Here is a 12,026-nt window from a genome sequence, read left to right on the forward strand (position 1 = left end):
GGCGTTTCGCATCCGGATCGCCGCGGTGATCACCATCGACCGCGCATTGACGGCTTACGCAACCATCTAGATCTCGCGCAAACGCTCGAAGCGCGTGCCGACATAGCGGCCGGCAGCATCGACGACACGACAAGCTCTCCGCCGTCATGGTAGAGCAGCACGACCTTTGGCTCCGCCTCGAACTGTCCGGTCGGTGGGTCGCCCGGCGCGCCCTGCGAGGCATAGAAGGGCTGCGATCTCGCCACCTCGTGGGTGAACTGGTTGAGCGGCGGCGAGATCAGGCAGTCCGACGGGATCAGTGACGAATCTGGAAGCACGATCGCTTTCGGTCGTTTCATGCCCTCCATGATCCTGTATCGCTGAATTCCCGAGGAGCCTTGCTTGGCAAAGCGTTGGCCTTAGGTGCCAATGCTCTCCTCGGGCAACGTGATCGGAATCCGCGGGAGCACGATGCCTCTTGACTTTTTAGCATGCGCGGCAACGAGCCCCGCCTCAGCCATCTGGAGATGATCAGGCAGCTGATACGGCTGGGCAGCGTCATGTTCACCTCATAGCCGAGATCCTGCAAGCTTCGTCACCCGGCTCATCGGATTGCCGCCCTGATTGACGAAGCCGGTCATCAGCTCTGCGCCGAACACGGTGTCGCGCCAATGCGAGTCCACCGTCCCCTCCCCGCCCGTGTTTTCAACGGGAACAGGCAGCGACCCCGCGCTCCGGCATTCTGCGGGCGCAAGCGGTTCGGTCCCGCCTGACCGAGAATCCTCCCCGGGCCGTAAATGTCGGTGCCTTGCGCCGTGATACGCCGATTGTTGAACCTCTCGCCGCCGACAATGACATCAGGCAGATCGCCAACGATCGCGTGTGTCCAGCGGTCTGCAGCAAGCTTGAAGGCGGCCTTCTGCTTAGGCGTCAGCCCGCCCAGGAATCGAACTTCGTCGTGTAGCCTCCGGCAACTACAGCGGCGGCCGCGTGTGAAATCTCCTTGCCCTTCCGGGCCCGATAATGCTCAACAGCCATGACGTCCTCCAAAAAAGAACAGATCAACAAAATCTAAGATTGTATTTTGGTGCTGATTAGCGTCGCTGACAAGCGTGGGAAGCGTCACGGGCTCTGACCGTTTCACGATGAAATACCGAAAGTGCGGCGTCAGCGCCGGGCTTTCGACTCATCGTCACCGCGATCAGGAGGACCACCGCAGATGCTGAGCTCCAGATCAGGGATGCGCTCAGTGAATTTTCGCCAACTTCGCTCTCACGATGTCGAACGAGGTCGGTTGCTGCTAACCGCGTGAGCTTCGCTCAGGGGCCTAATCGAGTCGGATCAATGCAACGACGACCTGCATCGTGCCAGCGTGAAGGAAATCGCAAGCACCAAAAGCCCCGGCGAGCCGGGCTTTGGCATCTCACGTCATCGCTGAGCCGCTGCGATCATCGTTCTTACTGCAACCCAGACGGATTGGTTGTGCTGCCGATTGGCGTGATCGTTCCGCCTGCACCGTTATCCGAGAAGCGATTGTTCGAATGCGAGTTGACCGTGCCCGACACGCCAGCGGTATTGAACGAACGGTCATTGTTGGACGGGTTGACCGTTCTTGCTTGATGCCGATCGCGTTGAAGGAAATCCTCATGGCGTCAATGTTAATGCCGCCGCCCGAGATGGCAATACCGGCAACCGAGTTGCTCGACACGACCGAATTGCTGAGAACGGCGGCGCCGCCACCGACGCCGACACCGTTGGCTGCATTGATCAACCTGACATTGCTGAGCGTCGCCCTGATCAAGCCCGCCGCCGCGCTTGCAATCGCAGACCGCTGCCTCCCATATCGCGAATCGTAATGTTCACGACATCCCTGTGCCGGGCTAGGCGAAATTGCCGTTGATCAGGCAGTCCTCGACGTAGACGAAGCTCCCCTCGCGAGCGGTGATAGTCATGTAATGCACTATTCCCAACATCGCGATCGATTCAAGGGCGAAACTGCACCCAGCGACATGGGCTTCGAACTTTATCGGACTTACGCGACACCTATACTGATGGCGTTTCCAATCCGCTTGGCTCACACGGCAGGCTTCGCCTGCCGCGGCCACCCGACGCAGCGCAGCAAGCGGTCGATCACAGGCCAAAACAACAGCACAATCGCCAAGGTTGTGATCGAGCCAACCAGGCCGTTCGACCAGAACACCTTGAGGTTGCCGCCGACCCCGATCATCGACAGGCGGAAGGCATCCTCGGCGCGGTTGCCGAGCACGAGCGCGAGGGTGAACGGCGCGAGCGGGATGCCGATCTTCTTGAAAACGTAGCCGACGACGCCGAAGCCCAGCATCAGCCAGATGTCGAACATCGCGTTCTGGATCGCAAAGGCGCCGATCGCGCAGGACACCACGATCATCGGCGCCACCGCGGCGAATGGCACCCGCAGGATCGAGGCGAAGATCGGCACCGTCGTCAGCACCAGCACGAGGCCGACGACATTGCCGAGATACATCGAGGCGATTAGACCCCAGACGAAATCCTTGTGCTCCACGAACAGCAGCGGACCCGGATTGAGTCCCCACACCATCAACCCGCCGAGCAGGATCGCGGCCGTGCCGGAACCGGGAATGCCGAGCGCCAGCATCGGCAGCAGCGCCGAGGTGCCGGAGGCATGCGCCGCGGTCTCCGGCGCGAACACGCCCTCGATGCGGCCCTTGCCAAAGCTCTCGGGATCCTTGGCAAAGCGCTTTGCGAGGTTGTAACCCATGAAGGAGGCCGCGATCGCGCCGCCCGGGGTGATGCCGAGCCAGCACCCGATGAAGGAGGAACGCAGCAGCGTCACCCAGTATTTCGGCAGGTCCTTCCAGACGCTGAGCACGACGCGGAGCGAAATGCTCGCGGCGTGTCCACGCAGCGCCAGCCGCTCCTCCATCGTCAGCAGGATCTCGCTGATGCCGAACAGGCCGATGACTGCAACGAGGAAGTTGATGCCGCGCAAGAGCTCGGCCGAGCCGAAGGTCATGCGCAGATTGCCCGACACCGTGTCCATGCCGACGCCCGCGAGCAGAAGACCGAGCGACATTGAGATGACCGTCTTGTGCTTGGCCTCGCGCCCCAATCCGACGAAGGAGCAGAAGGTCAGCAGATAGACAGCGAAGAACTCGGGCGGGCCGAACTTCAACGCAAAGGAGGAGATCATCGGCGCGAGGAAGGTGATCAGCAGCACCGCGACCAGCGAGCCGATGAAGGAGGACGTGAACGCCGCGGTCAGCGCCTCCGCCGCCCTGCCCTGCTGCGCCATCGGATAGCCGTCGAACGTGGTCGCGACCGACCACGCCTCGCCGGGGATGTTGAACAGGATAGAGGTGATGGCGCCGCCGAACAGCGCGCCCCAGTAGATGCAGGACAGCATCACGATCGCCGAGGTCGGATCCATCGTGAAGGTGAGCGGCAACAGGATCGCAACGCCGTTGGGACCGCCGAGCCCGGGCAGCACGCCGACGAAGATGCCGAGCACCAGCCCGAACATCATCAGCACGAGCGTCTTCCACGTCAGCAGGACGGCGAAGCCATGAAGCAAGAGACCGAAAGCTTCCATCGTGAGCGCCTAGTAGCCGAAGGCCGCTTCTAGCGGCCCTTTCGGCATGATGACGTCGAAGGCGATGTCAAAGGTGACGAACATGATCGCCGTGAACAGGAAGGCAGTGAGCAGCGACTTCCACAGCGCGATCTTGCCGACGAGTCGCATGAAGCCCGCGATCAGGAGGAAGCTCGCGACGTAGAGGCCGAGGAACTGCATCACCAGGCAGAACAGCAGCGTCGGCACGAACACCGCCATCACACGGCGCGCTTGCGCACGCGTGACGAAGCTTTCGGATGCCGCGCGATGCGCCACGAAGGCCGCAATCAGGCCATAGAGGCTGCCGCCACCGAGGATGACGGAGAGATAGAACGGGAAATAGCCGGGCTCCGGCCCGGTCGAATCCCAGGACGCGCCGGTGCGCCAATTGTCATAGCCAAGCGTTGCGGCCAACGCGAGCAACAGCAGGCAGACGAATATCTCGATCGTGCCCGAGGAGACGACGGAGGGTGAGCCGTCTTCAGGCGCGGTCGGATCGTCGACGATGATTTCAAGATCGGTTTGGGACATGAGCTGATTTGCAAAAGCCGGGAGTGATGTCACCTCGCCCCGCTTGCGGGGAGAGGCAGAGGCCGCGTCCGCGGCCGTTTTCTAGAACGCCGAAGCGCCGGGTGAGGGGGACCCTCCGCGAGTCTGTCTGCCATTCTCTTCCGGGAGGGAAGCCCCTCACCCATGCCCTCTCCCCGTAAGAACGGGGGGAGGGCAAAGAGAGACGGCTACTTCGCGACGAATCCGGCTTCCCTCATCAGCGACTTGTTGGTGGCGTCGTCTTCCTCGAGGAATTGCACCATGTCCTTGCCGGTGAGGAAGATCGGCTTCAGCGCCTGCTTTTCCATGTAGTCCTTGTATTCCGCGGTCTGCGTCACCTTGTGGAACAGATCGACATAGAACGCCTGCTGCTCCGGCGTGACCTTGCCGGGCAGGAACATCGCGCGTAGCATCAGATACTGGACGTCAACGCCCTCCTCCTTACAGGTCGGGATGTCGGCCCAGGATTGCGTGTCCGTCACCTTGCTAGTGTAGGAGATGCGCTCCTTGTCGAACACGCAGAGCGGGCGCACCTGGCCGGCACGCCAGACTTCGAGATTTTCGCTCGGGTTGTTGACGTTGGATTCGGTGTGGTTGCCGACGAGCTGGGTCGCGGCCTCGCCGCCGGATTTGTAGGGCAGATAGGAGAATTTCGCGCCGGTTTTCTGCTCGAGGAAGACGGTCAGCACGTGATCCTCGCGCTTGGAGCCGGTGCCGCCCATCTTGAACGGCGAACTCGCCGCCTTCGCCGCCGCGACGAATTCCTTCACCGTCTTCGGACCTGCGCTGTTGTCCCACAGCACGAACTGGTCGAGCGCGATCACCGAGACCGGCGTCAGCTCGCGCCAGTTGAACGGGATCTTCGCCGACAGCGGCAGCATGTAGATCAGCGAATAGGCGATCAGCACCTTGTTCGGGTCGCCTTCGCTGGACTTCATGTACATCAGCGCTTCCGCGCCCGAGGCGCCGCCCTTGAGCGAGACGACGATCGGCTGCTTCATCAGATTGTTCTTCTGAATGGCGGCCTGCATCATCCGCGCCATCTGGTCGGAGGCGCCGCCCGCGCCGGCGGCCACCACGATCTCGACGGGCTTGGTCGGCTCCCAGCCGGCAAAAGCCGGCGCGCCACAAAGCGCAGCGGCCAGCACGACCGCGGCCTTCATTCCATGTCCCACGTGCGTCTCCCCAAGTTTTCGCCTATGTTATTGTTCGGATTGGCAATTCGCGAAGCAATGCGAATTGCATTGTGCGGGCGAATGCCGGCCAGTTCAAGCCGGCCCGGCGCCGCTCGGCTTATGACTTTGGAATGAGATCGATTGCAAGCTCGACCGCCAAAATCTGGGGACTGGAATAGAAGGCGAGCCCCCAAATCAACGTTGCAGTTCGGGTTGCCCCCTACGATCGTTCGGGAATGACCTGCTGTTTGGCGGTGAGAGATAATGTGTCACAGCTTTGTGCCACAAAGCCTACGAGATCATCGGGCGGATGGGCCAGCACGCCGGATGCAACCGATATGATCACTGGTCTCCAGTCGCTTCAGTGAACAACGGGCGCGTTTCCTCATTTCGCAGATGCCGAGAGCCTATGGTCTATTTCAATCGAAATTCCACCGGAGGAAAATCAGAGGTAGGTCTAAGCACTTTGGTATTCGCTGTTGTCGTATTCGCGTTCGTTGTCACAAGCCTCATGATCGCGCCGGGCGCGGATGGGCTGTTAGGTGCATACCTCGCCGCCCTAATGCTCGGCATCGCCTGCAACGACGCCCGCCACTACCTCATTCCAAACGAGCTGACCGCCGCGGCTTTCGGAATTGCTTTGTTACGCGGATCAATCTTATTCAATGCGAGTGCATCATCCATGCTGTGGCTGGTCTTTCGCGCCTCAGCGGTAAGTCTGCCGTTGCTTCTTCTCTTGTTGTTCTACCGCCACTGGCGCGGCCGGAACGGATTGGGACTTGGGGACGTAAAGCTTGCCGCAGTTGCCGGTGCCTGGCTCGAACTCCCAACGGCGGCCGCGGTGATCGAATTGGCGGCACTTTCGGCGATTGCCGTCTACACCGCCAATGCTGTCGTGCGACGGCGGTCGCTGCGAGGTACGGCATTCCTGCCGTTCGGACTTTTTATGGCGCCCGCTATTTGGATCGGCTGGCTGAGCGAACAATTACTTTTGCGCTGGGGCTATTTCTGGCCGGGTTGACCTCGTCGCTTGCAAGGTCGGTGCCTCGGCGGTCCCGTGGCCGCGAGTTGAGCGATCGAGACGCGGAGACGTAGTGTTGCGCGCTACTTGCCCTTCCAGCTCGGTGTACGCTTGTTGAGGAAGGCATCCATGCCCTCGCGGAAATCTTCGCTCATATAGGCCTTAAGGATCAGGTCCTCGCCCTCTTCGCGCGACAGCGTCCGGCGGATGCGGCGCACGGCCTCCTTGGTCGCTTCAAGCGTGAGCGGCGCATGGCTTGCGACGAGCTTGGCGGTCTCGTCGGCACGGCGCTGCAGCGTCTCGACGTCGGGCACAACCTCGTTGAGCAGGCCGAGCGACAGCGCTTCCTGCGCCTCGACGAGGCGCGCCTTGAAGATCAGATCCTTGGTGCGCGCAGGTCCCACCAGCGAGACGACGCGGCTGATGTTCGACATCGACAGGCAGTTGCCGAGCGTGCGTGCGATCGGAAAGCCGATGCGCGTGGTTTCGGTGCCGATGCGGAGGTCGCAGCAGGCCGCGATGCCGGCGCCGCCGCCGGTGCAGGCTCCCGCGATCGCCGCGATCACGGGCACGCGGCACTGCTCGAGCGTGCCGAGCACGCGGTCGATCCGGGCCTCGTAGTCGAGCGCGTCCTGCGCGGTCTTAAACGCACGGAACTGAGAAATGTCGGTGCCGGAGGCGAACGCCTTGTCGCCGGCGCCGGTCAGGATCAGCGCCTTGATCGAGCGATCGGCGTTGATCTCCTGGCAGATCTCCGCCATGCGGTCATACATGGCGAAGGTCATTGCGTTGCGCGCCTGGGGGCGGTTGAAGGTGATCCGCGCGATGCCGTCCGTGACGGAGTAGAGCAGGTCTTCGTTGGTCGTCGTCGGTGCGTTCATCGCGCGCTCACTTTCTGGGTTAGTTCAGGCCACCTGAGCCTTTAGGCCACCTGAGCCTTGGCCATCGGCACCGCGTCGCGTCCCTTCAGGACGTCCATGGCCGCCAATACGCCGCCGCTCCGGTGCGGAATCTTTGCGAGATCCAGGCCCATCTCGACGCCGGCGAGTGTGCCCATCAGCATCAGGTCGTTGAAATGGCCGATATGGCCGATGCGGAACACCTTGCCCTTGACCTTGTTCAGGCCCGTGCCGAGCGACATGTCGAAGTTCTCGAGCACCACCTTGCGGAAGGCGTCGGCGTCGTGTCCATCGGGCACGCGCACGCCGGTCAGCGCCGGCGAGTGTGCGGCGGGATCGGCGCACTGTGTCTCCAGGCCCCAGACCTTGACCGCGGCGCGCGTCGCGGCGCTGTGGCGCTTGTGGCGGGTCCAGACATTCTCCAGCCCCTCCTCTTCCAGCATCTTGACCGCTTCACGCAGGCCGTAGAGCAGATTGGTCGCGGGCGTATAGGGGAAGGTGCCGAGCTTGTTGAAGGAGATGACCTCCTGCCAGTCCCAGTAGGAGCGCATGCCGGGGTTGGCCTTCGCCACCGCGAGCGCATTTTCCGAGACGGCATTGAAGCCGAGGCCCGGAGGCAGCATCAGGCCTTTCTGCGAGCCGGCGACCGAGACGTCGATGCCCCAGGCATCGTGCTCGTATTCCATCGAGCCGAGGCCGGAGATGGTGTCGACCATCAGGAGGGCCGGATGCTTGACGCGGTCGAGCAGCTTGCGCACCTCGAGCGGCGGCGTCACGCAGCCGGTCGAGGTCTCGTTGTGAACGACGCAGACCGCCTTGATCGTGCGCTGCTTGTCGGCGCTAAGGCGCTTCTCGATCTCGGCGAGGTCGGCGCCATGACGCCAGTCGCTCGGGATGAAGTCGACGTCGAGCTTGAACTTGTCGGCGATGCCGCGCCACAGCACGGCGAATTGGCCGGTCTCGCACATCAAAACCTTGTCGCCCGGGGCGAACACGTTGACCATCGCCGCTTCCCAGGCACCGGTGCCGGACGAGGGGAAGATGATCACGGGCTGCTGGGTGCGGAACACCCGCTGCATCGAGGCGAGGACCGCAAAACCGAGCTCGGCGAACTCCGGACCGCGATGGTCCAGCGTCGGCATGTCCATCGCCCGCAGCACCCGGTCGGGCACGTTGGTCGGTCCTGGAATCTGTAAGAAATGCCTTCCAGTGTGCACGGTCATCGGCGTCCTTCCCGGTCTAGCCTTGGTTTTGATGGGCGCCGAATAGCACCATTTGACCGGCTTGTCCCCTCTCCTTAAGACGCCTCCCATGCATAAGCGGCGGGCCTCCGCCGCCCCTACTCCGCGGCCACCACCTTTCCGACCGGCAGGCGCCCCTCGGCCTCCGTAAACGCGCGCTCCGGATGCATCAGGAAGGCGGAGAAGCCACCGAGCAGCAGCAGCCCCATCGACATCAGGAACGGCAGGTACCAGTTACCGGTCGCATCGATCACGAAGCCGGCAACGAGCGGGGAGACGATGGCGGCGAAGGCCGAGCCGGTATTCATGAGTCCCGAGGCGGTGCCGGAATATTTCGGGGCGATGTCCATCGGGATCGACCACATCGGGCCGATCACCAGCTCGGCGCAGAAGAAGCCGGCCGACAGGCACAGCGCGACGACCGTGATGTCGTGGACGAACAGGATCGGAAACAGCGAAAGCAGCGCCCCGGTAAATCCCGCAACGGTGACGCTCAGCCGCGCCAGGCGGACATTGCCGGTGCGGTCGAGGATCTTGTCCGAGAGCACGCCGCCGACGCTGTCGCCGACCACGCCGGCGAAGAACACGCCGGAGGCGAACAGCGCCGAGTTCTTGATATCGAGATTGTAGTTGTTCTTGAAGAACAGCGGCAGCCAGTTGAGATAGAGCCACAGGCACCAGCCGTAGCAGAAATAGGTCAGCGTCACTGGCCACATGCGGCCGAGCAACGGCCCCCACGGCACGCGCGGCCGCTCGCCGGTCGGGCGCGGCGGCAGTGCGGCGAGCTCGGCCTCGGTGATGGAGGCGTGCTCCTTCGGCTCGTTGCGGAAGTACCAGACCCAGACGACGCCCCAGACCAGGCTGACGAGACCGAGCACGACGAACGCGCCGCGCCAGGTCAGCCAGAGGATCAGCAACGCCACCACCGGTGGCGTCACGGCATTGCCGAGCCGGGCGAAGGAATGGGTCAGTCCCTGCGCAAAACCGCGGCGGTTCGCGGGCGTCCAGTATTGCATCGCGCGCGTTGCCGTCGGAAAGGTCGCGCCCTCGCCGAAGCCGAGCGCGAAACGCGCGACGAACAGTGCGGCAAGGCCGTTGACGAAGCCGGTCGAGATGGTCGCCGCCGCCCAGATCATGCCGCACCAGAACAACGTCTTGCGCGGCCCGAAGCGATCGCCGACCCAGCCGCCGATCACCTGAAACAGCAGATAGGGATAGGCGAAGGCGGAGAAGACGAGGCCAAGCTGGGTGTTCGACAGACCCAGCTCCTTCTGGATCTCGCTCGCGGCGGTGCCGATGTTCACCCGGTCGACATAGGTGATGAAATACATCGCGCAGAGCATCGCCAAGACGACATGCGTGGCCTTGAACCGAATTCCCATCTCCACCCTCCCTGACTGTTTTTTATGATTGGCCTTGCGTGTCCCGCGCGACCTAGGTGCCGACCACTTTCAGATGCGGCGAGGCATTGCCCTGCGGGCGCTGCTCCAGCAGCTTCATCGCGGCGTCGACACCGCCGGAGCGATGCGGCACGCCCGCAACCGACAGGCCCATCTCCACGCCGGTCAGCGCGCCGAGCAGCGTCAGCGCGTTGCATTCGCCGAGATGGCCAATGCGGAAGACTTTTCCGGCTACCTTCGAGAGCCCGGAGCCGAGCGACATGTTGTAATTGTCGAGCACGATCTGGCGGAACTGATCGGCATCATGGCCGGGCGGCATCAGCACCGCGGTCAGCACCGGCGAGAACTCCGAGGGCTCCTGGCAGAGGATCTCGAGGCCCCAGTGACTGACGGCGGCACGCGTCGCGGCAGCCAGCCGCTGATGGCGCGCGAACACGTTGTCGAGCCCCTCTTCGAGCAGCATCGCGATCGCCTCGCGCAGGCCGTAGAGCAGATTGGTCGCCGGCGTGTAGGGGAAGAAGCCGTTGGCGTTGGGCTTGAGCATCTCCTCCCAGTCGAAATAGGAGCGCGGCATCTTGTTGGTCTTCGCAGCAGCGCGGGCCTTCTCCGAGATCGCATTGAAGCCGAGACCGGGCGGCAGCATGAAACCCTTCTGCGAGCAGCTCACGCTGACATCGACCTTCCACTCGTCGTGGCGGTAGTCGACCGAGCCGAGCGAGGAGATGGTGTCGACCATCAGCAGCGCCGGATGCGAGGTGCGGTCGATCGCGGCGCGGATCTCGGCGATGCGGCTGGTCGCGCCGGTCGAGGTCTCGTTGTGCACGACCATGACGGCCTTGATCGCGCGCGCCTTGTCCTCGGTGAGCTTCGCCTCGATCAATGCGGGATCGGCGCCGCGGCGCCAGTCGCCGGGCACGAAGTCGACCTCGATGCCGAGCCGCCCCGCCATCTGCTGCCACAGGGTGGCGAAATGGCCGGTCTCGACCATCAGCACCTTATCGCCTGGCGACAGCGTGTTGACGATCGCGGCCTCCCAGGCGCCCGTCCCCGACGAGGGGAAGATCACGACCGGACCCGCCGTTTGGAAAATCTTCTGGCTGCCTTCGAGCACGGCGCGGCCGAGCTCGCCGAATTCCGCGCTCCGGTGGTCGATGACCGGCATGTCCATGGCGCGCAGGACGCGCTCGGGGACCGGGCTCGGGCCGGGAATCTGAAGGAAATGGCGTCCCTGGTGCATGAAAACCTCCCTGTCGGCGGGCTCTCGCCGGCTTCGGAACTATTTTGCATTCATTTTTTGTCTTTTCAATCGAATTTTGGTATTTGATTGTGAACATCGACGCGATCAAACAGGCAAACTATTGTGCTGCAATGAAATCCACGATTCCCGACACCGGGGTTCCGATCGCCCCACCAGCCGCGAACGGCGGCGACCGCCAGGAGCCCTCGCTTCACGGCGAGATCCTGCTGCGGCTGCGCGACTACGTGGTCGAGGGCAATATTCCCGACGGCGCGCGCGTCCCCGAGCGGCAGCTCTGCGCGATGCTCGGGATCTCCCGCACGCCACTGCGCGAGGCCCTGAAAGTGCTCGCCTCCGAGGGCCTGATCGAGCTTCTGCCCAACCGCGGCGCGCGCGTCCGCCAACTCAGCCAGCGCGACCTCGAGGAGCTGTTCGACGTGATGGCGGGGCTGGAGAGCCTTGCCGGGCGCCTCGCCTGCGAGGCCATTACGGATGAAGAAATCACCGCGATCGAGCAGCTGCATTACGAGATGTACGGGCACTATCTGCATCGCGACATGCACGGCTATTTCCAGACCAACCAGCGCATCCACGAAAGCATCGTCGCGGCCGCGCGCAACGAGACCCTGAAGACCGCCTACGCCAACTTCGCAGGCCGCATCCGCCGGGTCCGTTACTCCGCCAACTTCGCCCGCAAGCGGCAGCGCTGGGCGGAAGCAATGCGCGAGCACGAGACCATCCTCGACGCGCTGCGCCGCCGCGCCGCCAGCGAGCTCAGCGACATCCTGTTCCAGCACCTGCGCAACAAGCGGGCGGCCGCGATCGAGCACCTGACCGAGCCCCAAGAGGACGCACCGGCCTCGCCCTGAGGGGCGACCGACTTGCTCATTTTGAATTCATAATATAATCGGTCGT

The 12,026-nt window shown here is 63.2% G+C and carries 11 protein-coding genes; 3 read left to right on the forward strand and 8 right to left on the reverse strand.

The window, feature by feature from the left end; genetic code table 11:
* Positions 1–29: 29 nt before the first annotated feature.
* Positions 30–338 carry a hypothetical protein gene (locus J4G43_RS35855; protein WP_225005309.1) on the reverse strand — a complete coding sequence of 103 codons (309 nt, stop codon included), beginning with the start codon at positions 336–338 and terminating at the stop codon, positions 30–32.
* Between the two features lie 1,257 nt (positions 339–1,595).
* Here J4G43_RS35855 and J4G43_RS35860 point away from each other — a divergent pair.
* On the forward strand, positions 1,596–1,835 hold the full coding sequence (locus tag J4G43_RS35860) for a hypothetical protein (RefSeq protein WP_225005310.1): 240 nt from the start codon (positions 1,596–1,598) through the stop codon (positions 1,833–1,835).
* Between the two features lie 218 nt (positions 1,836–2,053).
* On the opposite strand, the gene J4G43_RS35865 is transcribed toward J4G43_RS35860, so the two are convergent.
* The 3 genes from J4G43_RS35865 to J4G43_RS35875 all read right to left on the reverse strand — a co-directional run bounded on the left by J4G43_RS35865 (position 2,054) and on the right by J4G43_RS35875 (position 5,301).
* Complete coding sequence (locus J4G43_RS35865) at positions 2,054–3,568, reverse strand: tripartite tricarboxylate transporter permease (protein WP_208087806.1); 1,515 nt, start codon at positions 3,566–3,568, stop codon at positions 2,054–2,056.
* Positions 3,569–3,577: 9 nt separating this feature from the next.
* Positions 3,578–4,120 (reverse strand): tripartite tricarboxylate transporter TctB family protein, encoded by a 543-nt coding sequence (locus J4G43_RS35870; protein WP_038957486.1) that lies wholly within the window; start codon positions 4,118–4,120, stop codon positions 3,578–3,580.
* 206 nt (positions 4,121–4,326) lie between these two features.
* A complete protein-coding gene (locus J4G43_RS35875) occupies positions 4,327–5,301 on the reverse strand; it encodes a Bug family tripartite tricarboxylate transporter substrate binding protein (RefSeq protein WP_208089502.1) in 975 nt (324 codons plus the stop codon).
* Between the two features lie 421 nt (positions 5,302–5,722).
* Here J4G43_RS35875 and J4G43_RS35880 point away from each other — a divergent pair, with 421 nt between their 5' ends.
* A complete protein-coding gene (locus J4G43_RS35880) occupies positions 5,723–6,334 on the forward strand; it encodes a prepilin peptidase (RefSeq protein ID WP_080584039.1) in 612 nt (203 codons plus the stop codon).
* Between the two features lie 83 nt (positions 6,335–6,417).
* Here the strand turns inward: J4G43_RS35880 and J4G43_RS35885 are convergent, their stop codons facing one another.
* The 4 genes from J4G43_RS35885 to J4G43_RS35900 form a co-directional block, all read right to left on the reverse strand.
* A complete protein-coding gene (locus J4G43_RS35885) occupies positions 6,418–7,215 on the reverse strand; it encodes an enoyl-CoA hydratase/isomerase family protein (RefSeq protein ID WP_166099830.1) in 798 nt (265 codons plus the stop codon).
* A 41-nt stretch (positions 7,216–7,256) separates the two neighbouring features.
* Positions 7,257–8,456 carry a pyridoxal-phosphate-dependent aminotransferase family protein gene (locus J4G43_RS35890; RefSeq protein ID WP_166099835.1) on the reverse strand — a complete coding sequence of 400 codons (1,200 nt, stop codon included), beginning with the start codon at positions 8,454–8,456 and terminating at the stop codon, positions 7,257–7,259.
* A gap of 116 nt (positions 8,457–8,572) precedes the next feature.
* Complete coding sequence (locus J4G43_RS35895) at positions 8,573–9,856, reverse strand: MFS transporter (RefSeq protein WP_208087807.1); 1,284 nt, start codon at positions 9,854–9,856, stop codon at positions 8,573–8,575.
* A 52-nt stretch (positions 9,857–9,908) separates the two neighbouring features.
* Complete coding sequence (locus J4G43_RS35900; protein WP_208087808.1) at positions 9,909–11,111, reverse strand: pyridoxal-phosphate-dependent aminotransferase family protein; 1,203 nt, start codon at positions 11,109–11,111, stop codon at positions 9,909–9,911.
* Between the two features lie 131 nt (positions 11,112–11,242).
* On the opposite strand from J4G43_RS35900, the gene J4G43_RS35905 reads away from it, so the two are divergent.
* Positions 11,243–11,980 carry a GntR family transcriptional regulator gene (locus J4G43_RS35905; protein ID WP_208089503.1) on the forward strand — a complete coding sequence of 246 codons (738 nt, stop codon included), beginning with the start codon at positions 11,243–11,245 and terminating at the stop codon, positions 11,978–11,980.
* The last annotated feature ends 46 nt before the right edge of the window (positions 11,981–12,026 follow it).

The organism is Bradyrhizobium barranii subsp. barranii (assembly GCF_017565645.3).
Taxonomy (GTDB): domain Bacteria; phylum Pseudomonadota; class Alphaproteobacteria; order Rhizobiales; family Xanthobacteraceae; genus Bradyrhizobium; species Bradyrhizobium barranii.

Coding starts and splice junctions, on each gene's coding strand:
- J4G43_RS35855 (WP_225005309.1), bottom strand. CDS start 338: ATGAAACGACCGAAAGCGATCGTGCTTCCAGATTCGTCACTGATCCCG.
- J4G43_RS35865 (WP_208087806.1), bottom strand. CDS start 3,568: ATGGAAGCTTTCGGTCTCTTGCTTCATGGCTTCGCCGTCCTGCTGACG.
- J4G43_RS35870 (WP_038957486.1), bottom strand. CDS start 4,120: ATGTCCCAAACCGATCTTGAAATCATCGTCGACGATCCGACCGCGCCT.
- J4G43_RS35875 (WP_208089502.1), bottom strand. CDS start 5,301: ATGAAGGCCGCGGTCGTGCTGGCCGCTGCGCTTTGTGGCGCGCCGGCT.
- J4G43_RS35880 (WP_080584039.1), top strand. CDS start 5,723: ATGGTCTATTTCAATCGAAATTCCACCGGAGGAAAATCAGAGGTAGGT.
- J4G43_RS35885 (WP_166099830.1), bottom strand. CDS start 7,215: ATGAACGCACCGACGACGACCAACGAAGACCTGCTCTACTCCGTCACG.
- J4G43_RS35890 (WP_166099835.1), bottom strand. CDS start 8,456: ATGACCGTGCACACTGGAAGGCATTTCTTACAGATTCCAGGACCGACC.
- J4G43_RS35895 (WP_208087807.1), bottom strand. CDS start 9,856: ATGGGAATTCGGTTCAAGGCCACGCATGTCGTCTTGGCGATGCTCTGC.
- J4G43_RS35900 (WP_208087808.1), bottom strand. CDS start 11,111: ATGCACCAGGGACGCCATTTCCTTCAGATTCCCGGCCCGAGCCCGGTC.
- J4G43_RS35905 (WP_208089503.1), top strand. CDS start 11,243: ATGAAATCCACGATTCCCGACACCGGGGTTCCGATCGCCCCACCAGCC.